Genomic DNA, 21,737 nt, shown 5'->3' with positions numbered 1-21,737 from the left:
GAGGTGCGCACGGCCGATCCCGGAAACGCGGCGGCCCGCGCACTGCTGGCCGACGCGGCGACGGTGATCGGCCCGCCGACCCGCAGACTCGATTGGCGGTGGCCGGAACCTCGGCTGCATTACGCCAACGCGGTGCTGGCCGAAGCACTTCTGGTGGCAGGCGCCGAGCCGGGACAGGGGCGAACACACGCCGACGGGCTCGCGATGCTGCGCTGGCTCCTCGAGATCGAGACCGCGGGCGACCACCTGTCGGTCACGCCGATCGACGGCTGGGCCACCGGCGAGCGGCGGCCAGGCTTCGATCAACAGCCCATCGAGGTCGGCGCGTTGGCCGACGCCTGCGCCCGCGCCTACGACGACACCCGCGACCAACGCTGGAAGGACGCGGTGCAGATGTGCGAGGCCTGGTTCCGCGGCGCGAACGACATCTCCACGCCGCTGATCGACCCGGCGAGCGGCGGCTGCTGCGACGGGTTGGAACCCACCGGGATCAATGAGAATCAAGGCGCCGAGTCGACGCTGGCATTGCTGTCGACCCTGCAACAGGCCCGCCGCCTGCGGCAGGAGGACGAGTAGCACCGCACACCTCCACCTGGCTCGCTGGCCGAGCAGGCCGGGTAGCCCCGTTGTACGGTGGCGGTCGGGCCGTCCGCCTGCCGTCCTGGCGGCGCGCCGATCAGGCTCGTCCTCGAACGAACGGGAGCACACCACCCGATGCGATTCCGTCCGCACGGCCCCGGCGTGACAGTGCTGGCCGCCGCTCTGCTCTGCGCCATGCCCGCCTCGGCTGCTGCCCACCCGCAGCCGGAACAAGCCGACCGGTCCGATGTCACCACCGTCGCCGATGGCGCCGACCCCGGGCTGGGCGTCGGCAAGAACCCGGATGGCAGCATCTCGCCTGCCGGATCGAACGACTGGTCCTGCGTCCCCACCGCCGCCCACCCGAGGCCCGTGGTGCTCGCGCACGGCACCTGGGGCAATCAGAACGACTGGGACGTGCTCGCGCCGCAGCTGAAAGCCGAAGGCTACTGCGTCTTCTCGTTGAACTACGGCCGCGACACCACGAACGCGCTCGGCGCACTCCGTGGCGTCTATGGGACCGGCGACATCCGGTCGTCCGCAGCCGAACTCGCGGCCTTCGTCGACCGCGTCCTCGGCGCCACCGGCGCGGCGCGGGTCGATCTCGTCGGACATTCCCAGGGCGCGCTGATGTCGCGACAGTACCTACGCTTCAACGGCGGTGCGCGCAAGGTCGGGCACCTGATCTCCCTCGTCGGCACCAACCATGGCTCCGGCTCCGCCCTCAGCGCGGTGGCCAAGCGGCTACCGCCGGGCAGCGCACCGGTTTTCGACGCCGGGCTGACGAGCATCGCCGGCGCCGCGGCCGCGCAGCAGGTCGCGGGCAGCGACTTCGTGCGCGGCGTCAATGCGGGCGGCGACACCGATCCCGGCGTCGACTACACCGTGATCGCCAGCACTCAGGACGATGCGTCCGTCCCACCGGAGACCACCTTCCTCGCCGCAGGCCCCGGCGCGACGGTCGACAATGTCTGGGTCCAAGACCTGTGCCCCACAGACACTTTCAAACACGACACGCTGCCGCAGTCGCCCACCGTCGCCTACATCATCGAGCAGGCGCTCGACCCCACCTTCACCGGAAGCCCCTGCCCTCGGCAGTGAAAGCGACTGGGCGGCAGGGCAACTGCCCTACCGCCCAGGTGCCGCGAGTCAGCGACGTTCGCTGACCAGCCGCGGATCCGGTTCGTCGTCGCCGTCCGAGACCTGCTCGCCCGACACCGTTTCCGCCATCACCGCTTCGCCGCGCGCGATCATGCCCGCCTCGTCCGAGAGTTTCAGCTGCGGGATGAACAGCGCGAGCAGGAACGCGATCACCGCACCGGGAATCAGGTACCAGAAGCCGGGAACCAGTGCGTGCACATAGGCTCCGACGATCGCGTCGTGCAGCTGCGCAGGCAGGTCCTTGACCACCGACGGCACCAGCGCGCCGGGATCGAGCTTCGCGGCGGCCGCCGCGGGACCGTTGGCGACGAACGCGTCGGTGAGTCCCTCGGTCAGCCTGCTGGTGAAGATCGAGCCGAAGACGGCGACACCGATCGCACCACCCATCTCACGGAAGTAGTTGTTCGCGCTTGTCGCCGTGCCGATCTGGTCCGGCGCCACCGCGTTCTGCACGACGAGCACGATGATCTGCATGATCAGGCCGAGGCCTGCGCCCATCACGAACAGCATGGCCGACACCACCCACATCGGGGTGTTCGCCGCGAGCTGGGTCAGCCAGAGCATCCCGACGATGATGATCAGCGCGCCGAGCGGCGGGTAGATCCGGTAGTTGCCGGTCTTGGTGATCGCGGTCATCGATCCCATCAGCGCGATCATCAGGCCGACCATCATCGGGATCAGCAGCAGGCCGGAGACCGAGGCCGAGGCGCCGGTGGCCATCTGCAAGTAGGTCGGAATGAACGCGAGCGCGGCGAACATGACCAGGCCGACGAGCAGGCCGATCGCGGAGGTCAGCACGAACGTCCGGTTGCGGAACAGCCACAGCGGCAGCATCGGCTCCTCGGCCCGCGCCTCCACCAGCACGAAGGTCGCCACCACGATCACCAGCGCGGCGATCATCGACACCATCGTCGTCGACCCCCAGGCGTACTGCTTGCCGCCCCAGTCGGTGATCAGGATCAACAGCGTTGTCGCAGCGGACATCAGGACCACGCCGAGATAGTCGGGCTTCGCCTTGGGCCGATGGCTCGGGATGCTCAGGTAACGGAAGGCGACGACCAGCGCCGCGATGCCGATCGGCACGTTGATCCAGAAGCACCAGCGCCAGCCGAGCGTGTCGGCGAAGAAGCCGCCGAGCAGCGGTCCAGCCACCGAGGTGATGCCGAAGACGGCGCCCATCGGCGCCATGTACTTGCCGCGATCCTTCGCGGGCACCACATCGGCGATGACGGCCTGCGCCAGGATCATCAGACCGCCGCCGCCGACGCCCTGCAGGCCGCGGAAGACGATGAACTCCCAGAAACCGGTCGACATGGCGGCGCCGACGGACGCGGCGGTGAAGACGGTGATCGCGAACAGGAAAAGCCAACGCCTGCCGAACATGTCACCGAACTTGCCGTAGATCGGCATCACGATGGTGGTGGCGAGCAGGTAGGACGTCGCGGTCCACGCCATGTGGGAGACGCCGCCGAGGTCGCCGACGATGGTCGGCATGGCGGTGCCGACGATCATCTGATCGAGGCTGGCCAGGAACATCCCCGCGATCAGCGCGCTGAAGATGAGCCAGATGCGCTTCTGGGTCAGAACAATTGGGGTGGGCGGCGAGTCAGCCGTCGTAGGCCCACCCGCCGCCCGACCACCACCCCTCATCGAATCGCTTCGCGATCCTGTAGTCATTTGACACCTCTCCGTGTGCTGTCATCAGGCCCTTCGAACAACTGGGCAGCCATCGCGCATTGCTCGTGCAACGCGGCGGTCAGCGATTTGGCCGAGTCACCGGTCGAGGACATCGCGGCCCGCGTGGTGAGCGTTGTCATGATTCCCGAAGCGAGCGAGGCGAATTCGGGCGTGACCGGGGCGCCCGCGCGGGCGGAGAGCAGCTCGGCCACCGCGGTCTCCTGCCGTACGCCGACGGCCATGAACGCCGTGAGCACCCGCGGTTCGGTCTTGATGAGCTCGACCACCAGCGAGATGGCTTCGCGCACTTCGGCTTCCGGTTCGAGGGTGGCGGCGAACAGCCAGGTGAGGTCCTGGATGAGGATGCCGCTCGGCCCGCCGGCGATGAATACTTCGCGGCCTTCCGGGCTGCCGATGTCCTGCACCGGGCCGACCACCGCGTCGAGCTTGGTCTCGTAGTAGTTGAAGAACGTGCGTGGCGAAACCCCGACCACCTTCGCGACGTCCTCGACGGTGGTCGCATCGAGCCCGCGCTCGACGGCAAGCCTGCGCGCGGCCATGCACAGATCGAGCGCGGTCCTGCGCTTCTTCTGGGCGCGCAGACCGAGCGGGGCCTCGTCACGGGAGGGCGATGACATGCGGAAAAATTTAGCATGAACTGCAAAATTTCAGAAAGTGCAATTTCCTGTGACGGTGCTCACCGCACCTAGCGGATTCCAGGCGTGTCCGGGTGCGGACCGAAACAACCGACCACGAAGCAGCCGGGCGGCCAGTCGCCGAACGGCGCCGCGAGCGGCTTGCCGAGGCACTCCAACGGCCCGCAGCCCGGATAGGCGTACGACCCGATGCCGAGCGCGCCGAGGACGGCGTCCGGGTTCGAGATCGACGGGTCGGACATGCTGGTATCCGGTTGTGGCGCATAGGGTCCCGGGTCCGGCAGCCGCGGCTCCCTGAACGCACCGACGATGCCGCGCAGCACGTCGTGCGAATAGCCCACCGGACCATCAGGATCGGCGACGCCGGTCCAGGTGACCAGCAGGCCGATGCTCGGCACGATGAAGCTGTCTTGGCGCATCATCCCCGAGATCTTCACCGCGTCCGCGGGCAGACCGGGCAGATCGACGGTGCAGCGGGATGCGTTGACGACGAAGAGGAAGCCGTAGCACGCGGCGGCCATGGTCGGCTGGGCGGCTTGCGCCAGGTAGTCGGCGGAGACGACCCGATTACCGTGCCAGTCACCGCGATTCACGATGAGCAGGCCGATCTTGACGTAGTCGTCTGGCGGCATCAACAGGTGCGCGTACCCATAGGTGTTCCCGGCGCGATCGCGCCCCCAGTAGTAGTCGGTGCGCTGAATACCCAACGGGTCGAACAGTTTTTGCTGCGCGTAGGCCTGCACATCCATACCGACCGCGTGCTGCACCACCGCAAGCAACAGATCGACGCCACGCTGGCTGTATCGCCACTCCACCCCCTGTGGGCGGTCGATCGGGATCGCCATCGCCTGCGCCACCACGTTCGGGTCGAGTTGCACCACCCCGGTGATGCCCTCGGAGGCCACGGAGACCCGCAGGCCCGAGGTCTCGGTGAGCAGGCTGCGGACGGTGATCGCGCGGTGCGCGGCGTCGCCGACCTCGGCAGGCAGGTAGCGGCCGATCGGGTCATCGAGCTGCAGTCTGCCCTCGTCGATGGCGATGCCGACGATCAGCGAGACCACACTCTTGGTGCCGCTCCACAGATTCCAGGGCACCCCGCCGGTGTGCGCGTTGTTCGGACCGGCGGCGATCAGACAATTGTTGCGGAACACCTGGATGTTGCGCCGACTCCGGTCCGCCGCCAACGCCATCGCCGCACGCAACGCGTCGGCGTCGAGCCCCACCTCCTCGGGTGCGGCGGTCTGCGGTTGTCGTCCGTCGACGACCTCGCACTCCTTCTGCCCTGCGGGCGCGGCATTGGCTGTGTCGCCCGATAATTCGGCTCCCACCAGCAGTGTCGCTGCCGTGATCGCGGACAGCACAGTGTTTTTCAGCGAACGATGCACGCCACTCCCCCATTCCAACCGGTTCTGGTCGGCACATCGAGCGCGGCGGTGGCCCGGTTACCGTCGGGACTGCCCCGACTTATTGGGCCAACTCTCCTGGCGGCAGACGATCTACTAGCCGGATGCGTATCTTACTTGATCAGCTGGCTCAGGGTTGACGCATACAGCCTCACGTCAGGCATGCCGAATACTCAGCAAAATCTTATTCAAGCTGCGATGTCGATCACTTCTCCGGCATCTCACCTGGTCGACAGCAAAAGCGCGTCTCCTCATCATCTACTATCGATCTCAGTAGATATGCAGAAAGGCAACGAGGCCATGACGCAACACCCCTTCCCCACTGAACCGACTACCACCCGCCGGGCAGCACGCCACTCCGCGCGGACCAGAGCCCTCGCGCTCCTCGCGATCGCGGCGGTCGCGGGCGGCACCGTCATCGGCGCCGGAACCGCAACGGCGACAACGGCAACCGCGAGCAACCAGCCCTGTCTGTGGGCAGGCACCGCCTACCCGCCCGGCTCGACGATCGTCGCGGGCGGCCAGAACTACCGGTGCGGCACAGACCGCGGCGCACCGTCCTGGTCGCGGGGCCGCACCGACTCAGCGTCGAGCACTGTCGCCAACCCCGGCTCCTACACCAACCCCACCGGCCTGTTCAGCGCGGGCGCGCGGCAACCAGGCACGGGCTACAACGACTATTGCGTCGGCGGCCAGCTGATCGGCGGCCACGAAGACATCTACCAGGTGGCGACCGCCCGCAACGGCGCCGTCTTCTGGAAGGCCGCCGCCCCGATCTCCGAGTGGGCCTTCGACGCCGGCGCCGCTCGGCCCGGCCCGTCCGGCCGGACGGCCAGCCTCTGCATCGACGGCAACCTCACCTGACCAGCGCGTCAGAGGCGCGCCGACGCGTAACCTATCGCGTCGTCGAGGATGGACAGGCCGAGCGACAGCTCCCCCTCCGTTGCGGTCAGCGCAGGGGCGATCCGGAAGACACCGCCCATGCCTGGCAGCTGCACGATATTCATGTGCAGGCCCAACTCCAGACAGCGGCGGGTGATCAGCGCACCGAGTTCATCGGAGCCCCTTGCCGTTTCGTGCAGTTGCAGACCGGCGAGCAGGCCACGACCCCGGATGTCGGCGACCACGTCATGCCGCTCGGCGATGTCGGTAAGTCCTTGGCGCAGTAGACCACCGAGCTCGGCGGCACGCTCGTCGAGCCGGTCTCGGATGAGCACGTCGAGCACGGTGTTGCCGACCGCGGCCACCAGCGGATCCGACACGTGCGTGGTGAAGAACAGATAGCCGCGCTCGTGCGCGGCCTGCTCGATCTCCGCGCTGGTGAGCACGGCCGCCAGCGGCAGCCCGGCACCGAGCGTCTTGGACAGGGTGAGGATGTCGGGCACCACGCCGTCGCGTTCGAACGCGTACCAGGTTCCGGTGCGGCACAGGCCCGTTTGCGCTTCGTCGAGGATCAGCAGCATGCCGCGGTCGCGGCACTTCTGCTGGAGCGCGGCGAAGTATCCCGGCGGCGGTTCGACGACGCCACCGGAGCTCAGGATCGGCTCGACCAGGCAGGCGGCCAGGCTACCGACCGACTGGGCGTCGATCAGCTCGAACGCGAGGTCGAGCTGGCGGCGCCAGTCGAAATCACCACCGGCGGTGGTGAAGTCGGGCCGGAACGCACTCGGCACCGGAATCGCGAAGTTCCCTGGCGCGGCAGGGCCGTAGCCCTTGCGACCCGCGCTGTAGGTCGCGCTCGCCGCCGCCTGCGTCATGCCGTGCCAGGAGCGGGCGAAGGACACGATCTCGTGCTTACCGGTGACGAGCTTGGCCATTCGCAGCGCGGCCTCGTTGGATTCGGCGCCGGTGGTCAGCAGCAGCACCTTCTCCAACGGCGCAGGCACCGTCGCCGCCAGCCTGCGGGCCAGATCGACGACAGGGCGGCTGAGCATGCCGCTGAAGAGGTGGTCCAGTTCACCGACCTGCCGCCGCACCGTCGCGACGATCTCCGGATGTGCGTGGCCGAGAATCGCGCTCATCTGACCCGAGGTGAAATCCAGTATCTCCCTGCCGCTTTCGGTGTACAGGAAGCTGCCTGCGGCACGGGCGATGATCTCGGGAGTGAAGGTGCCCGCGCCGGCGTAGCGGACCAGGTGCCGGTCGGCGTCGGCCCAGAAGTCCGCGGTGGACAGCGGTGCCGCAGTGGAGAAAGCCATGTCTCGACGGTAAGGCGGCCCGAGCATCACGTCCATCACACAATTCCGGCTGTACTGTTCGGCAAAACCGCACAACAATCGACCCATGCTCAACCCGTGGCGACTACGTTTGCTCAGCCAGCTCGATTCCCTTGGCACCGTCCGTGCGGTCGCGCAGGCGGCCAACCTGAGCGCATCCAGCGTGTCCCAGCAGCTGGCGGTGCTCGAGGCCGAAACACACACCAGGCTGCTGGAACGCACCGGCCGCCGGGTCAGGCTCACGCCCGCCGGGCTGATCCTGGCCCGGCGGGCCAGGGCGATCCTCGACCACATGGGCAGCGTCGAAGCCGAATTGCGCAGCCTCGGTGCGGAACCCGTCGGCCTGGTCCGGCTCGGCGCCTTCCAGAGCGCCATCCACTCCCTCTGCGTGCCCGCGGTGACCAGGCTCGCGCAGGCGCATCCGCACCTCGATATCGAACTGCACGAGCTGGAACCGCACGAAAGCATGCCGGCGCTGCGGGTCGGCGATGTCGACGTCATCATCACCACCACCGATTTCGTCGAACAGCCGCTCGGTCCCGACGTCGACATCGTGCCGCTGGCCACCGATCCCATCGTGCTCGTGCTGCCGCCGGGACGGTCCGCGCGCGGGCCCGCCGAACTCGCCGCCTACGCCGACGAGCCGTGGGCGTTCGATATGCCCAAGTCCTACATGGCGACCTTGGCGACTCGGCTTTGCCGGGAATCGGGTTTCGAGCCGAAAGTGGTCTGCCGCTTCAGCAATTACATGATGACCTTGCAGCACGTCGAGGCGGGGCTGTCGATCGCGCTGCTGCCCGGCCTTGCCGTCGATCCGCGTTACCGCGTGACGACCAGGGAGCTCGCCGGTCCGGTCACCCGCACGATCACCGCGGCGATCCGGCGCGGGGTGCCCCCTCGGGCCGCCGTCAACGTGGTGCTCGACGCCTTACGCAGCCACGACGCGCTGCCTGGTATCGACGGCGCTGCCCCATAACCGGCGAAAATCGCCGTTCAACAGGTGTTTTGCGGTGCTCGGCGCAGGTCGGAGCCGGAATGGCCGGGGCCGCAACGGACTCCACCCGTGAAATACGGCGGAAATTATTATCGCCATATCCCCAGGTCAACAAGGGTTTTCGCCATCAATAACGCAAGGCGTTATCGTTTTGTTATTGTTTTAGCGTGTGTCTGAATATGTTTCACCGGGTTTGTGTCGAATGATGGGAAATCGGATCCGGCTTGGACTGACAGCTCACCGTGATGTTCTCGAATCTATTCGAAGACTTTGGTGAAGTCCGGTTCGCCATCGGTGCGGCGTTGCGTGGCCCGCCAAGGCCTTCGATATGACCATCGGAGGACCTGATCATGGCTTCGAAGAACGACGAACCCCGAACTACCCGCTTCCTGCAGCAGCTGCTCTGGTGGGCACTTGCCGCAGGAGTTGTCCTCGGCGCCGCACTCGGCGCCCTGCTCTGTACCGCAGGAGAGGCTTCGGCACAGACGGTCACCGTCCCCGGCCTCGGAAACATCGAAGTGCCGATCGAAATCGCCATCCCCGCAGGCATTCCCGGAATGCCGGTCTCGATACCGCAGCAGGAGAGCGCGGAACCCGCAGCTCCCGCACCGGTCGAGTTCTCCGCTCCCGGAATCAGCTTCGCGCTCCCAGACCTCCCAGGCCTCGAAAAGCTCGGCCTGACAGGGATTCCCGGCTTCAAGTCACCAACACCCGTGCAGCCCAAGCTCGCTCCGCACAAGTCGACCGGCGAGGTGGCGGTCGACGCGGCCCGCGCCAAGCTCGGCGCCAACTACAGCGGCGGCTCAGCAGGCCCCGACGCCTTCGACTGCTCGGGCCTGGTCCAGTGGTCCTACGAGCAAGCAGGCGTCTCGGTGCCGCGCACCAGCTACGACCAGCTCGCCGCCGGAACCCCTGTCGCGCAGGAGGACCTGCGCCCCGGCGACGTAGTGTCGTTCTACGGCGGCGGCCACTCCGCCATCTACGCAGGCGACGGCAAGGTCATCCACGCCTCCACCTACGGCACCGGCGTAGTCGAATCCCCCATGGCAACAATGCCCTACGCAGGCGCCTGCCGCTTCCAGGACTAGCAACACGACGGCCGCTCCGGGTTCTCCTGTCATGCTTGCCGGGTGAACGCTGGGGAGATAGCGGTCGGTTTCGCACCCGACCTGCATGTGTTCGTCGCTGCCGCGCTGCGCGGTGGGCCGACCGCCGTTCGGACCGACGGGATGTCGACCCTCGGACACGTCGTCGAGTCACTCGGGGTACCACTCACCGAGGTCGGCGCGCTGCTGGTCGACGGGCGACCCTCGGGTCGGTCGCACATTCCGTCCGATGGCGAGGCGGTCGAGGTGCGCGGCTTGGTTCGCCCGCTGAATACGACTGAGCCACTGCGCCTTCTGCTCGATATTCACCTCGGGACGTTGGCGCGGCGGCTGCGACTGCTCGGGATCGACACTGCGTACGAGAACCCCGATATCGGCGATGCCGCATTGGCCACGCGGTCGGCGACCGAGCAGCGCGTGCTGCTGTCGCGCGATCGCGGACTGCTGCGCCGTCGAGAGATCTTCGCGGGCGCTTACATATACAGCCATCGCCCGGCCGAGCAGCTCGATGACGTACTGTCTCGCTTCGCACCACCGCTGGCTCCGTGGACTCGCTGTACGGCCTGCAACGGCAGGCTCGCTGACGCGGACAAAGCTGCGGTGCGCGAACAGATTCCGGATGAGACCGAGCGCACCTACGACACCTTCGCGCAGTGTGTCGACTGCGGCCAGGCCTACTGGAAAGGCGCCCATCACGCTCGCCTCAGCGCCATCGTCGACGATGCCGTTGCGCGGTTCGGTCCCGGCGGTACTCGATGATTTTTCGATTATTCGGGATGGATGCGGAATTGACGGGCTCGTATTGAATTCACGTGGGTGACGCCCGATATTGAGGGGCGGCACAATGCGAGAGTTCAGGAGTCGAGGATGGACAGCGACGCTTCGACGGTCAACCCGTGGCCCGGACTGACACACCGGGCGCGCGAGGGTGAACTGCGGCTCGACCCGGAGGCGGCACGCACCGCGGCTGACTATGCCGCCGACGCGCTGTATGCGGTGTTCGCGGTCGAAGATCGACTCAGCGACATCCGGGTACACACCGGGTTCAGCGACAACGGCCACCTGAACTCCGCGACGACGCTCGCGGCGAGGTACGACGAGTCCGCACACGACCTAGGTCGAATTCTGGTCGCGCACAAGGCGATTCTGACCGCGATGAGCGAGCACTTCGTGGTGGCGGGCAAACTGTTCCGCGATTCCGAGGAGGACAGGAAAGTCACGATCGGCCGGATCGCGTCCGGCGCGCAGCTGCGTGGCGCCACCTATCCGCCCGCGCCCGTCGCAGGCAAGAGCACGCCGCCCCGGGACGCACCCAAACCCGAACCCGCAGGCACAAATCCGATCGACGCGGAGAACCCCTACGGCCAGACGGTCAAGTGGTTCTACCTCGCGGGCGCAGGCATGCAACCCCAACCGCCCACGGACGCCGCGGCAACCTGGGGGTGGATGGCCGAACGGTTGAACACCGCCTTCACCACCTTCGCCGGCCAGCTCCAGGAGATGGAGAAGAAGGGCGCATGGACCGGTAGAGCCATCAACGCCGCCATCGACGCGGCAAATGCCTACCGCGACAACGTCGACGCCCTGTCCGGTGCGATGCGACAGGTCGCGGGCAGCCTGAACTACGCGTCGAGCTGGCTGGCGCACACCAAGGTGGCGATGCCGACCAGCCCGCGCCCCGCCGAACCAGGCAGTGCGGCGGAAGACAAAATCGTCAATGACGCCATCCTCGCCTGGTTGAAGCACTACGAGCCGGGGTTGACGGGCTCCAGTCTCGCGATACCGATCCTGCCCGAGGCGCGAAGTACCCCGCCGGAGATGCGGATTCAGCAGAGTCCGACCGAGACGACCGACCGCGAACCGAAGCCGACCTCCGAGGCCACGGCCGACCAACGGGCCGAACCGTCGCTGGACCGCCTGTTCTCCCAGGCTAGTTCGTTGCTGCAGCAGGGCACCCAACTAGCGCAACCTCTTGTCTCGAATCCGGTTCTCCCGCCGCTCACTTCGGCCGCGCTCGACCCGGCCAAACCGAGCAAACCCGCGGGCGGGATCGGCGGTCCCGGCCCCGGGCCGACGCCGCGCAGCCTCGTCCAGCAGTCGGCAAAGCTGTTCCCCCGCGCCGCAGTCGCCCCGGCGACGCCGGTGGTCTCCGCAGGCACGGCCGGAGCAATGTCGCCGGGCATACCGGGGATGGCGCCACCGATCGGCGGTGCAGGCATGATGGGCGGCCGTCCGGAACACAAACGGGCCGAATTCCTGAGCTCGGAAGACAATATGGACGAGGCGATCGGGGGCGATCCCGTGGCGTACCACGCTGTGCTGCAGCAATGACCTGCGTGCGGACGTTCACCGACCTGGATTTCCTCGTGCTGTGGGAGGGGGTGCGCCAGGATTTCTTGCCTGCGCCGCTCACCTTCACCAGCCGGACGCCGAGCTACCGCGCTTTTCTGCAGGAGAAGGCCGAGACCCGCGAACGGTGGCGCCACGAGAAGGAAGCACTCGGCGGACTGTTCGCGATGTTGACCGAGCCGGATATCGCGATCGAGGTGCGCGGCCACAGCGGCAGCGACCCCGGCGACCCCGCCTGCAGCATTCGGATGCTCGCGGCGCGGTCCGGTGAGCGTGGCTGCCTGGTGGTGCAGGCACCGGGGGAAACGTTGCGGCACAGCGCCGGTTTCACGGTAACCGAGTGTGGGGCACTGCATTTGGCTCAAGTGGTGGCGGCGGCCCTGCCTGCGGCGTGCGCGGGCAAGCGGTCGGACGTCGAGCTGATCGCGCCGTCGGAGCACGACGAGCTGGACTATCGGGTCCGTGAGTCGATCGTCCGCGCGGTGGCGGGTGGGACGACGTGGGACCGCTCGGCGGAATTCCTCGCGCATCCGGTGACGCGTCTCGGCACGATCGAGGTGGTGCAGGGCCGATCACTGTTCGGCCCGCGCGGTATCGCCCGCCACCGGCTGCACTGGCGTGATCTCGACGAGGACGGGCGCTATGTCATCGCCGATCAGTCGGCACCGATCGCGGCGCCCGCGGACCTGCGGCAATTGACGTCGCTGATCAACGTCCGGATCGCCGAGGTGGTCCGGGCGATCAAGGATGAACGCGGCTGAGGGGAAACCCCGTCACTCAGTCGTTGTCTGCCGGTTCTTCGACCGGCGCGCTCCGCAGCCGAACGACCCCGGCATCGAGGTCGAGGTCGACGCGGGGACGATGCTGCTCGCCAGCACTGTCCTCGCTGCCCTCGTCGGCCAGCTTCTGCCCGGGAAATAGTTCGCCCATCACGCCCACGGTTCCAGGGTAGCTCGTCGCGGCATCAGCGCACCGCTGACCTGTCAATAGCTTTGGTGGCGGCCGGAAATACATTTGTCCATAAACGCAACGCGGACGGTGGTCGACGGGGTCCGAAAAACGCGGATCGTCATCGTAGGATTCTTCGAACCATTCCACTGCTCGCGAGGAGTCCAATGCTGCTGAAGCTGGTCAGGGCGTCGATGGCTGCCACGGTTCTCGCGCTCACGGCTTCATTCGGCTATTACTGGTGGACATTCGGAAGGCCGGACTGGATGTGGAATGGGCCGGAGACAATCGCGATTTCCTGGCAGCGTTTCGCGGTCAATGGCCCCTATCCGGATTCGGAGAATCCGTGGGTCTGTCTCGCAGGCAGGCAATCCATCCCGATGACCCATCTCGAGTATTGCCGGGTGGAGCCCCAGGAAGCGTCGCTTGCCGTCCTGTACTGGTACGGCAGCGAGTTCTACACCTTCAACATCCAGGAGCCGCTGACCTTCCCGTAGCGCCCGATCGGCACCGACGCAGGCCTATAGGGTGAACCACCATGGCCGTCTATCTCGTCACCGGCGCCGCGGGCTTCATCGGCGCCAACTATGTGCACCTGTTGCTGGAGTGGGAACCCGACGCGCAGGTGATCGCGGTCGATTACCTCGGCGTCGCCGGAAACCGGGCCAACCTCGACCCGGTGCGCGACCGAATTACCTTCGAGCAGACCGATATCGCCGACTTCGGGGCGATGAGCGCGCTCTATCGGCGGTATCGGCCGGACCATGTGGTGAACTTCGCCGCCGAGTCGCACAACGACCGGGCGATCCTGGCGCCGTCGGCGTTCATGCGGTCCAATGCGCTCGGCGCGCAGGTGATGCTCGAATGCAGTCGGCTGCATCCGGTGCGGTCGCATCTGCACGTGTCGACGATCGAGGTGTACGGCGAGCTGCCCGCCGACGCGCAGTGGTTCACCGAGCGGTCCCCGTTGAACGCGAAGACGCCTTACAGCGCCGCGAAGGCCGCAGGCGATCAGATGGTGCGCGCCTACATGGCGACCTATCCGGACATGAACATCCGGTTGACGCACTGCGCCAACAACTTCGGGCCGTACCAGCTGCCGGAGAAGCTGATCCCGTTGGCGGTCACGAACGTCCTGCGCGGCCGCAAGATCCCGGTGTACGGGGACGGGCTGCAGTCCAGGGATTGGCTGCACGTGGCCGACCACTGCGCCGCGGTGCACCGGGTGCTGCATGCGGAACTCGATCCGATTCCGGCTGCGGCCGCGACCGATCCCGGCCTCCTGCCGATCTTCGATATCAGCGCCCGCCACGAGGTGAGCAACCTCGACATTGCCACCCTCGTGGTGACGGAACTCGGCTTGGCTCCCGAGGAATGGATCGAGCATGTCCCGGACCGGCCGAACCACGACCGCCGCTACGTCATCGACCCGGTGAAGCTGGAAACCGAACTCGGTTGGCGACCCACCCGCGAGTTCGCCCCCGAGATGGCCGCGACGGTCGCCTGGTATCGCGACCACCGCGACTGGTGGGAGGCGATTCTGGCGGACAAGGGCGAGTTGGGTATCGATTGGAGCCAGCTCCCCGCAGGCACGAGCTAGCCGCATCGCGGCGGGTCGCGGCGACTTCGCCTGGTAGCTCAGCTCGCCTTGCGGAAGTACGTGAGATCGAAGTCGTGTTCCCAGGTGCTGCCGTCGGCTGATTTCTCCCATGCGCCGGCGATCCGGCTGCCGTCTTCGTTGAACGTGCCAGTATAGCGCTGGGAGAAGCCGGGTTCCATGCGCCACATGCGCAGGACGCCGTCGTCCAGGCTCATCTGATAGGTGCGGCTGACGCCGCGGGAATCGTAGTGGTGCCTGACGAACTCACCGTCCCCGGCGGCGCCGATGATGACGATCGTGTCCGGTGCCGCGGGGTTGTCGATGATCGAACGCTCCACCAGGAAGCGTTTGGTCTTCATCCACTCGTAGGTGGTTGTGCCGCCCCGATCGGTGACGGCCGGGCTGCCAGGGCCGAAGAAGTCTGCCGCGAAGAAGACCTCGACTCCCCATTCACCCAGCAACGGTTCGAGGCGTTCGAGCGAGACATCCCGGTCGTCGGGAACGTCCGAGGGCTGTGGGTCCTGTGCATCCGTCATCGCGATTCCTCACCTGGTAGTAGTCCTCACTCACAGAGACGGCGCAATCCTCGCAAATTCATCGACAGGCCCGGCGAGGATCTGCCGACTCGGCGCAGTTCGGTCATTCAGCGAACTTGGCGCAAACCCGTGTATGTCTGGCACTCACACCACTGCCGCGCACGACGGGTCGGCACTACCTTGATCTTCGATGACAGAACAAGTGCCGCGTGTTGTTCGCAGCGACCACGTCTCCTGCGATGCACCCAGCTGCCACGGAGGGTCGAGTGAACGTTGCTACGTACCTGCTTGACGAACTTGCTCGGCGCGGTGTGCGCCATTTGTTCGGCGTCCCTGGCGATTACAATCTGCCGTTGCTCGAAATCGTGCTGGCGCACGGCAAGTTGGCGTGGGTGGGCAACGTCAACGAACTCAACGCCGCCTTCGCCGCCGACGGGTACGCCAGGACCACCGGGTTGGCCGCGGTCGCGTTGACCTATGGAGTCGGCGAACTCAGTGCGATCAACGGTGTCGCCGGGTCCTGCTCGGAGAACGTGCCCGTGGTGGTGATCGCCAGTGCGCCGTCGCGCGAACAGATTCGATCCGGCGCCCCGATGCATCACGGTCTCGCGGACGGAGATTGGGCGCACTTCCTCCGTGCCTATACGGAAGTGACTGCGGCACAGGCGGTGCTGAGCCCGGAGAACGCGATCGAGGAGATCGACAGAGTGCTGGCCGTCGCCGAAACCGAACGGCGACCGGTCTACATCGCGATCCCTTCCGATGTACCGGGTCTTCCGGTCGTCCGGAATACGCCGATCGCAGTACCGCCAACGCTGCTGGATTCGGGCCCGATACAGGTCGAATTCCTAGTGGCGGCACACGATCTGGTCGCCAGGGCGCGGCGGCCGGTGATCTTGCTCGGGCACGAGGCCGCGCGGTTCGGCGTAGCCGAGCTGGTGCAGCATCTCGCGGCGACGGCAGGCATCCCGGTGGCGATCACCCCGATGGCGAAAGGAGCGGTCGACGAGCAGGCCGTGCCTTGGCTCGGCTTGTACAACGGTGCGGCAAGCGACGACGAAGTTCGCGCCGCGGTCGAGGACGCCGATCTGTTGGTGCGGATCGGCACCCGGCTGTCGCATCTCGAAACAGCAGGCTTCACGGCACGATTCGACGAGCGCCGGGTCATCGACCTGCGCCCGGCGCACAGCACGGTCGGCACCGTGCGCTTCGCCCCGTTGCCCCTCCGGCAAGCCTTGATCGGGTTGACCGACCTGTTCACCTCGATCGGCGGCCCACTGGATCACACCGCGCAAACGTGCAGGCAGGAAACCACCGGACTGCCACCGGTCGAGACGAGCGCGCCGCTGACGCAGGCCGTGCTGTGGCCGGCGCTGACGGCGGCGCTGCAGCCCGGCGACACGGTGATCACCAGCTCGGGCACCTCGTTCTGGGGCATGCTCGATCAGCCGCTGCCCAGCGGAGTCACGTTTGTCGCCGCGCCACACTGGGGATCGATCGGCGGCTCCCTGCCCGCCGCATTGGGCGTCGGGCTCGCCGCGCCCCTGCGCCGCATCGTTCTGGTGATCGGTGACGGGGCGCTACAACTGACCGTGCAGGAGCTGGCAACCATTGAGCGGTGGCAGATTCCGTTGACGCTGGTGGTGGTCGCCAACGACGGGTACACCATCGAACGTGTCATCGACGGTCCCGCCGCGATCTACAACGACATCGCCCAGTGGGACCACCTGGCCGTGGTGCGTGCGATGGCGGGCGCCGAGGTGTCCGGCACTACCGCGCGCACTGCGGGCGAGCTGCTGGAGGTGCTGGAGCACTGGCAATATCGCGACCGACGGTTGCACGTGCTCGAGGTGCGCACCGCGCCGTTGGACGTGCCGTCGCGACTGCGCACATTCATCGAAACACTTGCCGCGCAACGCCGATCAGCGAGTGCCTGATGCGCGAGCTGGTGTGGAACCGGATGACCGCCGCCGAGCTGCGCGCTCAGGCTGCGCGCGACGCGGTTGTCCTGCTGCCGGTGGGTTCCACCGAACAGCACGGCCCGCACCTGCCGACCGGGGTGGACGACTTCCTCGCCGACGAGGTGTGCCGGCGGGCGGCCGAGTATGCCTGCACGCGCCGTGACGTGGTGGTGGCGCCCTCGGTCCGATTCGGGCTTGCCGAGCACCACATGGCATTCGGCGGCACGTTCACGCTGACACTGGCCACGATGCACGCCCTGCTGCGCGATCTCTGTCGTTCGATCCTTCGGGCCGGATTCTCGAAGATCCTGATCGTCAACGGACACGGCGGCAACATCGCCGCCCTCGGCGCGCTGGTGACCGAGCTCGCCACCGAGTTGTCCGCGCAGATCGCCGTCACCACCTACTTCGTGGCGGGCCGCGCGACGATCGCGGAAATCCTCGACACCCAGGACACTCTCATGCACGCCTGTGAAGCCGAGACATCGATGATCATGGCGACGATGCCCGAGCTGGTCCGGATGCCCGCACTCGCCGAGGCAGTCGGTCCCGCAATCGAATTGCCGACCGAAGGCCTGGTGACTGTCCCAATATCACTCGCGGCCATCACCTCGCCAGGCGTGGCAGGAGATGCCAGAGCGGCGACCGCGGCCAAAGGAAAAGCATTGCTGGACGGGTGTGCACATGCGATCGCGAACCTGCTCGTCGACGTCCCCTGGTGGGCACCAGCGGATCACTCGGTGTCGCGTGCCCGGAAGGCACCTCGGTAGGCAGAGGGACTGAGACCGACCACCCGTTTGAAACAGTCGCGAAAGGCTGTGGTGGAACCGAATCCGACGGTGGTGGCGATTCGATCGATCGTGTCGCTGGTCGCTTCGAGGAAGTATTGGGCGCGGCGAATGCGGGCGCGAAACAACCAGCGCAGTGGTGTGGTTCCGGTGTGTTCGCGGAATCGACGATTGAGGGTGCGCGCGCTCATCCCGGCATGGGCCGCGATGTCGTCGACCGTGAGATCGTCGCCGATATTTTCCTCCAACCAGCCCAAGAGCGGCTCCAACGTGGAGCCCTGCGGCATCGGCAGATTGTCATGGACGATGAACTGGGCTTGCCCGCCTTCCCGCTCCAACGGCATCACGTTGGTGCGCGCAGCGGTCGCGGCGACCGCCGATCCGTAATCGCGCCGGACCATATGCAGGCACAGGTCGAGCCCGGCGGCCGCGCCTGCCGAGGTGAGAAATTGACCGTTGTCGACATACAGCACATTCGGGTCGACCGCAATCTCCGGATAGCGTTGGGCGAGCTTCGCAACGGAATTCCAGTGCGTGGTCGCGCGGTATCCGTTGAGCAATCCGGTAGCGGCGAAGACAAATGCACCCGAGCAGATGGATGCGATGCGTGCTCCATTTTTCGCGGCGTTCAGCAGCGCATCGATCACCTCGGCAGAGACGGGCAACTCCGGGCTTGCCCGGCCGGGCAGAATAATGGTGTCGGCTTCGGCGAGCGTTTCCAGACCCCAATGCAGTTGAAAAGTAAAAGCTTCGGTGTCGACGGTGGGTGTCGCCGCACAAATCCGCACACGGTAAGGCGCGCGATCATCCGGCAGGCGAACACGCGTGAACACCTCGAACGGTATGGCCAGATCGAAGGGGACGACCTGATCGACAGCGAGCACGGCCACGGTGTGCATGACAACACCATAGAGGTAGCTGGCAGGAATCCGTTGATCCGTGGCAGCCGGACCCGTTCCGGCGACGTGACCGGCCAACTAGATTTGCGTGACCGACCGGATTTCCGCCGAATAGAAACGAATCCGAGGAACTGCCATGGAACGTCGGGATCTCCTGCTTTCATTCATGCTCCTGGCAACAACGGCGACCATCACGGGATGCGAAACACCCGACTCCGAAGCCAATAGCCTCGCCACGCGATTGGAAAACGCAATGTACACAGAAACCGTGGAAAAATGGCGCGCAGCGCTGGTGGCAGGCGATATCGACACCGTGGTCTCCTACCTGTCCCCGGACGTACATCTCTATTCTCCGCTGAAGGCGACCGTAATAGGCCGCCAGGAGGTGGACCACGGATTTGTGGCAACCATCCGTAGCGCGTTCCCACCCGATCTTCGATTCACCGGTCACCTGTCCGGCACCGCCGAGGACCGCGACGGCAACCCGAAGGAGACGCATGTGCTGCCGTTCCGGTCCGGGCCCGACTACGGCGGCGTTCTCACCCTTCAGTTCGACAACCAAGGCCGCATCGACGCGGTGGCCGTCTACAGCACCTTGCGGGCGCTGACGGCCGCGATCGGCCCGATCCTCGACCAGGCAGTCATCGCGCTGCAGTCCCCTCGCTGAACAGGGCAGAACGCCATGAATATTCGCCCCGAGATCGTCCTCGTGCACGGCGCGTTCGTCGATAGTTCGATGTGGACAAGCGTCATCGCCACACTCGACGGGTGGGGCTATCGGTCGGTCGCGGTCAACAACCCGTTACGCAGTGTCGCCCACGATGCCGCGCATGTGGCTGACGTGGTGTCCGGAATCGACGGACCCGTTGTGCTGGTCGGCCATTCCTACGGCGGATTCGTCATCAGCAATGCCGCGCTCAATGCCGCGAACGCCGTCGGGCTGGTCTACGTCGCCGCGTTCGCGCCGGAAGCAGGCGAGACCGCCAACGACATCGTGACCCGCTACCCCGAAACTTCGATCGGGCAGGCGCTACGCATGCGCGAAGTCATCGCCGCCGACGGCACGTCCGGCGTCGAGCTCTATCTCGATTTCAACCGCTATCGCGCGGTGGCCGCCCACGACGTACCCGCCGAGCAGGCCAAGCGCATGGCTGCCGCCCAACGCCCCGTCGCCGCAGGCGCTTTCGATACACCGTCGGGCGTTCCGGCGTGGCGACACCTACCGAGCTGGTATCAGGTGTCGCGCGACGACGCCGCGCTGCACCCGCTTGCCCAACAGGCCATGGCCGAACGGAGCGGTTCGTTCGTGATCGACCTCGACGCCTCCCACTCCTCGCCGGTCTCACACCCCGCGGCCATCGCCGAACTCATCCGAGTTGCGGCCGAGTACACAGCGCACTGAGAAATGGTGAGGCACATGGACCACTATCGCCCGGCACGGTTTGTGTTGGCAGCTCTGGCGGCGGTGGTGGCCGTGCTGTTCCTTGCACCACCCGCCTACCCGGATACCCAACAGCCGCAGACGATTTCGGCACTGACCTACGCTACGGCCGGCGACACCGATCTCCAGCTCGACCTCTACCTCCCGGCCACCGCGGGGCCCCATCCGCTGGTGATCTTCCTCCACGGTGGCGCTTGGGTCAGCTTTTCGCGTGCGGGTTACCCCATCCCGATGCCATGGGGAACGGTGCCCGGCGTGGCCGCCTCGTTGGTCGAGCGCGGCTATGCCGTCGCGAGCGTTGGTTACCGGCTCGCCACCGTCGCGCCGTGGCCCGCGCAGATACATGACGTCAAGGCAGCGGTCCGCTGGCTCAGAAGCAATTCCGCCACTTACGGTTTCGACCCTGATCGGTTCGCGGCCTTGGGCGAATCCTCCGGCGGCCATATCGCGGCCGTGCTCGGCGTCAGCGGCGATGTTGCCGAGCTGGAAGGAACCGAGGGCAGCCTCGGCGTCTCCAGCCGTGTCCAAGCCGTCGTCGACTGGTTCGGCGCGACCGACCTGCTGACCCTTGGGCCACAGTCGATTCCGTTCAGTCTGCCCAAGAACCTGCCCGGTTCACCGGAGGCGCGACTGGTGGACTGCGTGCCCACCGACTGTCCGGACAAGGCAAGGGCAGCGAGCCCGGTCTACTACGTCACGCGCGACGCTCCGCCCTTTCTGATCCAACACGGCGAACTCGATCATGTCGTGCCGTTCGGCCAAAGTGTCCAGCTCCGTGACGCTTTGGTCGCGGCAGGCGTGCCCACCGAATTCCACAGTTGCCCGATGACCGACCACGAGTTCGTCGGGCTCGCCTCCCCCGGCGTCGTCCTGCAGACCGTGTTCGACTTCCTCGGCACCCACCTGCATCCCGGCTAGCGAAAGCGACGCATCCATGCGCATCGAGCAAAGGCTTGCCGACCTCGGCCTCTCCCTTCCCGATCCACCGAAGTTGCCGCCGGGAACAATCGTGCCGTTCTCCTTCGTGCGGGTGCACGGCAACCGAGCCCTCATCTCCGGACACGGCCCGCTGCTCAGCGACGGCTCGCTGGCGGAACCGCTCGGCAAGGTCGGTGCGGAGGTGACCGAGGAACAGGGCTATCTCGCCGCTCGCCGCACCGCGCTGGCCATCCTCTCGTCACTGCAACGTGAACTCGGCGATCTCGACCGAATCACCGCCTGGGTCAAGGTCTTCGGCATGGTCGCCGTCGCCCCCGGTTTCACCGGCACGCTCGCCGTGATCAACGGTTTCTCCGACGTGATCCTCGAACTGTGGGGCGACCGGGCAGGCGCCCACGCCCGCTCCGCCGTCGGACTCGCCGAGCTCCCGTTCGGCATACCGGTCGAGATCGAGGGCGAAGTCGCCATCGACGACCTCCGCTGA

At 66.6% G+C, this 21,737-nt stretch carries 22 protein-coding genes and 1 pseudogene; 16 read left to right on the top strand and 7 right to left on the bottom strand.

Going from position 1 to position 21,737, the window contains the following annotated elements:
• Both NA11_RS45950 and NA11_RS34275 read left to right on the top strand, forming a co-directional pair.
• Positions 1 to 576, top strand: a pseudogene (locus NA11_RS45950) (glycosyltransferase); the annotation flags it as partial.
• 138 nt (positions 577 to 714) lie between these two features.
• Positions 715 to 1,680 (top strand): esterase/lipase family protein, encoded by a 966-nt coding sequence (locus NA11_RS34275; protein WP_069166212.1) that lies wholly within the window; start codon positions 715 to 717, stop codon positions 1,678 to 1,680.
• Positions 1,681 to 1,728: 48 nt separating this feature from the next.
• On the opposite strand, the gene NA11_RS34270 is transcribed toward NA11_RS34275, so the two are convergent.
• The 3 genes from NA11_RS34270 to NA11_RS34260 form a co-directional block, all read right to left on the bottom strand.
• Complete coding sequence (locus NA11_RS34270; RefSeq protein WP_245746391.1) at positions 1,729 to 3,417, bottom strand: MDR family MFS transporter; 1,689 nt, start codon at positions 3,415 to 3,417, stop codon at positions 1,729 to 1,731.
• On the bottom strand, positions 3,414 to 4,055 hold the full coding sequence (locus NA11_RS34265; protein WP_069166211.1) for a TetR/AcrR family transcriptional regulator: 642 nt from the start codon (positions 4,053 to 4,055) through the stop codon (positions 3,414 to 3,416). The genes NA11_RS34270 and NA11_RS34265 overlap by 4 nt, the downstream gene beginning before the upstream one ends.
• Positions 4,056 to 4,123: 68 nt before the next feature.
• Complete coding sequence (locus tag NA11_RS34260; protein WP_245746389.1) at positions 4,124 to 5,458, bottom strand: serine hydrolase domain-containing protein; 1,335 nt, start codon at positions 5,456 to 5,458, stop codon at positions 4,124 to 4,126.
• Between the two features lie 297 nt (positions 5,459 to 5,755).
• On the opposite strand from NA11_RS34260, the gene NA11_RS34255 reads away from it, so the two are divergent.
• On the top strand, positions 5,756 to 6,340 hold the full coding sequence (locus NA11_RS34255; protein WP_069166210.1) for a hypothetical protein: 585 nt from the start codon (positions 5,756 to 5,758) through the stop codon (positions 6,338 to 6,340).
• 8 nt (positions 6,341 to 6,348) lie between these two features.
• Here NA11_RS34255 and NA11_RS34250 read toward each other — a convergent pair whose 3' ends face one another.
• Positions 6,349 to 7,674 (bottom strand): aspartate aminotransferase family protein, encoded by a 1,326-nt coding sequence (locus NA11_RS34250; protein ID WP_069166209.1) that lies wholly within the window; start codon positions 7,672 to 7,674, stop codon positions 6,349 to 6,351.
• 85 nt (positions 7,675 to 7,759) lie between these two features.
• Between NA11_RS34250 and NA11_RS34245 the strand changes: the two genes are divergently transcribed.
• The 5 genes from NA11_RS34245 (at position 7,760) to NA11_RS34225 (ending at position 12,902) form a co-directional block, all read left to right on the top strand.
• Positions 7,760 to 8,668 carry a LysR family transcriptional regulator gene (locus NA11_RS34245; protein ID WP_069166208.1) on the top strand — a complete coding sequence of 303 codons (909 nt, stop codon included), beginning with the start codon at positions 7,760 to 7,762 and terminating at the stop codon, positions 8,666 to 8,668.
• A gap of 575 nt (positions 8,669 to 9,243) precedes the next feature.
• Complete coding sequence (locus tag NA11_RS34240) at positions 9,244 to 9,774, top strand: C40 family peptidase (RefSeq protein ID WP_069166221.1); 531 nt, start codon at positions 9,244 to 9,246, stop codon at positions 9,772 to 9,774.
• A 42-nt stretch (positions 9,775 to 9,816) separates the two neighbouring features.
• Positions 9,817 to 10,551, top strand: coding sequence for a Mut7-C RNAse domain-containing protein (locus NA11_RS34235; protein ID WP_069166207.1), 735 nt, complete (start codon positions 9,817 to 9,819; stop codon positions 10,549 to 10,551).
• A 108-nt stretch (positions 10,552 to 10,659) separates the two neighbouring features.
• Positions 10,660 to 12,123 (top strand): PPE domain-containing protein, encoded by a 1,464-nt coding sequence (locus NA11_RS34230; RefSeq protein ID WP_069166206.1) that lies wholly within the window; start codon positions 10,660 to 10,662, stop codon positions 12,121 to 12,123.
• Positions 12,120 to 12,902 carry an ESX secretion-associated protein EspG gene (locus tag NA11_RS34225; RefSeq protein WP_069166205.1) on the top strand — a complete coding sequence of 261 codons (783 nt, stop codon included), beginning with the start codon at positions 12,120 to 12,122 and terminating at the stop codon, positions 12,900 to 12,902. Before NA11_RS34230 ends, NA11_RS34225 begins: the two co-directional genes overlap by 4 nt.
• Positions 12,903 to 12,918: 16 nt before the next feature.
• Here NA11_RS34225 and NA11_RS45945 read toward each other — a convergent pair whose 3' ends face one another.
• Positions 12,919 to 13,071, bottom strand: coding sequence for a hypothetical protein (locus NA11_RS45945; RefSeq protein WP_167837792.1), 153 nt, complete (start codon positions 13,069 to 13,071; stop codon positions 12,919 to 12,921).
• Positions 13,072 to 13,256: 185 nt separating this feature from the next.
• On the opposite strand from NA11_RS45945, the gene NA11_RS34220 reads away from it, so the two are divergent.
• Both NA11_RS34220 and NA11_RS34215 read left to right on the top strand, forming a co-directional pair.
• The gene (locus NA11_RS34220) at positions 13,257 to 13,586 is read left to right on the top strand and encodes a hypothetical protein (RefSeq protein WP_069166204.1); all 330 of its coding nucleotides are present in this window, start codon (positions 13,257 to 13,259) and stop codon (positions 13,584 to 13,586) included.
• Positions 13,587 to 13,627: 41 nt separating this feature from the next.
• A complete protein-coding gene (locus NA11_RS34215; RefSeq protein ID WP_069166203.1) occupies positions 13,628 to 14,689 on the top strand; it encodes a dTDP-glucose 4,6-dehydratase in 1,062 nt (353 codons plus the stop codon).
• Between the two features lie 38 nt (positions 14,690 to 14,727).
• Here the strand turns inward: NA11_RS34215 and NA11_RS34210 are convergent, their stop codons facing one another.
• Positions 14,728 to 15,225: a hypothetical protein gene (locus NA11_RS34210; protein WP_069166202.1), complete on the bottom strand. Its 498-nt coding sequence runs from the start codon at positions 15,223 to 15,225 to the stop codon at positions 14,728 to 14,730.
• Positions 15,226 to 15,491: 266 nt separating this feature from the next.
• Here NA11_RS34210 and NA11_RS34205 point away from each other — a divergent pair, with 266 nt between their 5' ends.
• Positions 15,492 to 17,162 (top strand): alpha-keto acid decarboxylase family protein, encoded by a 1,671-nt coding sequence (locus NA11_RS34205; protein WP_167837791.1) that lies wholly within the window; start codon positions 15,492 to 15,494, stop codon positions 17,160 to 17,162.
• Positions 17,162 to 17,956 carry a creatininase family protein gene (locus NA11_RS34200; protein ID WP_069166201.1) on the top strand — a complete coding sequence of 265 codons (795 nt, stop codon included), beginning with the start codon at positions 17,162 to 17,164 and terminating at the stop codon, positions 17,954 to 17,956. Before NA11_RS34205 ends, NA11_RS34200 begins: the two co-directional genes overlap by 1 nt.
• Here the strand turns inward: NA11_RS34200 and NA11_RS34195 are convergent.
• Positions 17,920 to 18,873: a GlxA family transcriptional regulator gene (locus NA11_RS34195; protein ID WP_069166219.1), complete on the bottom strand. Its 954-nt coding sequence runs from the start codon at positions 18,871 to 18,873 to the stop codon at positions 17,920 to 17,922. The two genes, NA11_RS34200 and NA11_RS34195, sit on opposite strands and share 37 nt — an antisense overlap.
• A 136-nt stretch (positions 18,874 to 19,009) precedes the next feature.
• On the opposite strand from NA11_RS34195, the gene NA11_RS44280 reads away from it, so the two are divergent.
• From NA11_RS44280 to NA11_RS34180, 4 genes are read left to right on the top strand one after another with little or no spacing between them, the layout of a single operon-like run.
• Positions 19,010 to 19,540 (top strand): nuclear transport factor 2 family protein, encoded by a 531-nt coding sequence (locus tag NA11_RS44280; RefSeq protein ID WP_084655297.1) that lies wholly within the window; start codon positions 19,010 to 19,012, stop codon positions 19,538 to 19,540.
• Between the two features lie 15 nt (positions 19,541 to 19,555).
• The gene (locus NA11_RS34190) at positions 19,556 to 20,275 is read left to right on the top strand and encodes an alpha/beta hydrolase (RefSeq protein WP_084655296.1); all 720 of its coding nucleotides are present in this window, start codon (positions 19,556 to 19,558) and stop codon (positions 20,273 to 20,275) included.
• Between the two features lie 15 nt (positions 20,276 to 20,290).
• On the top strand, positions 20,291 to 21,232 hold the full coding sequence (locus NA11_RS34185) for an alpha/beta hydrolase (protein ID WP_069166200.1): 942 nt from the start codon (positions 20,291 to 20,293) through the stop codon (positions 21,230 to 21,232).
• A gap of 16 nt (positions 21,233 to 21,248) precedes the next feature.
• Positions 21,249 to 21,737, top strand: coding sequence for a RidA family protein (locus NA11_RS34180; RefSeq protein ID WP_069166199.1), 489 nt, complete (start codon positions 21,249 to 21,251; stop codon positions 21,735 to 21,737).

Origin of the sequence: Nocardia altamirensis NBRC 108246, assembly GCF_001612685.1 — a bacterium.
Taxonomy (GTDB): domain Bacteria; phylum Actinomycetota; class Actinomycetes; order Mycobacteriales; family Mycobacteriaceae; genus Nocardia; species Nocardia altamirensis.
The sequence above is the reverse complement of the archived record's forward strand: the minus strand, read 5'-3'. Positions and strand labels throughout refer to the sequence as shown.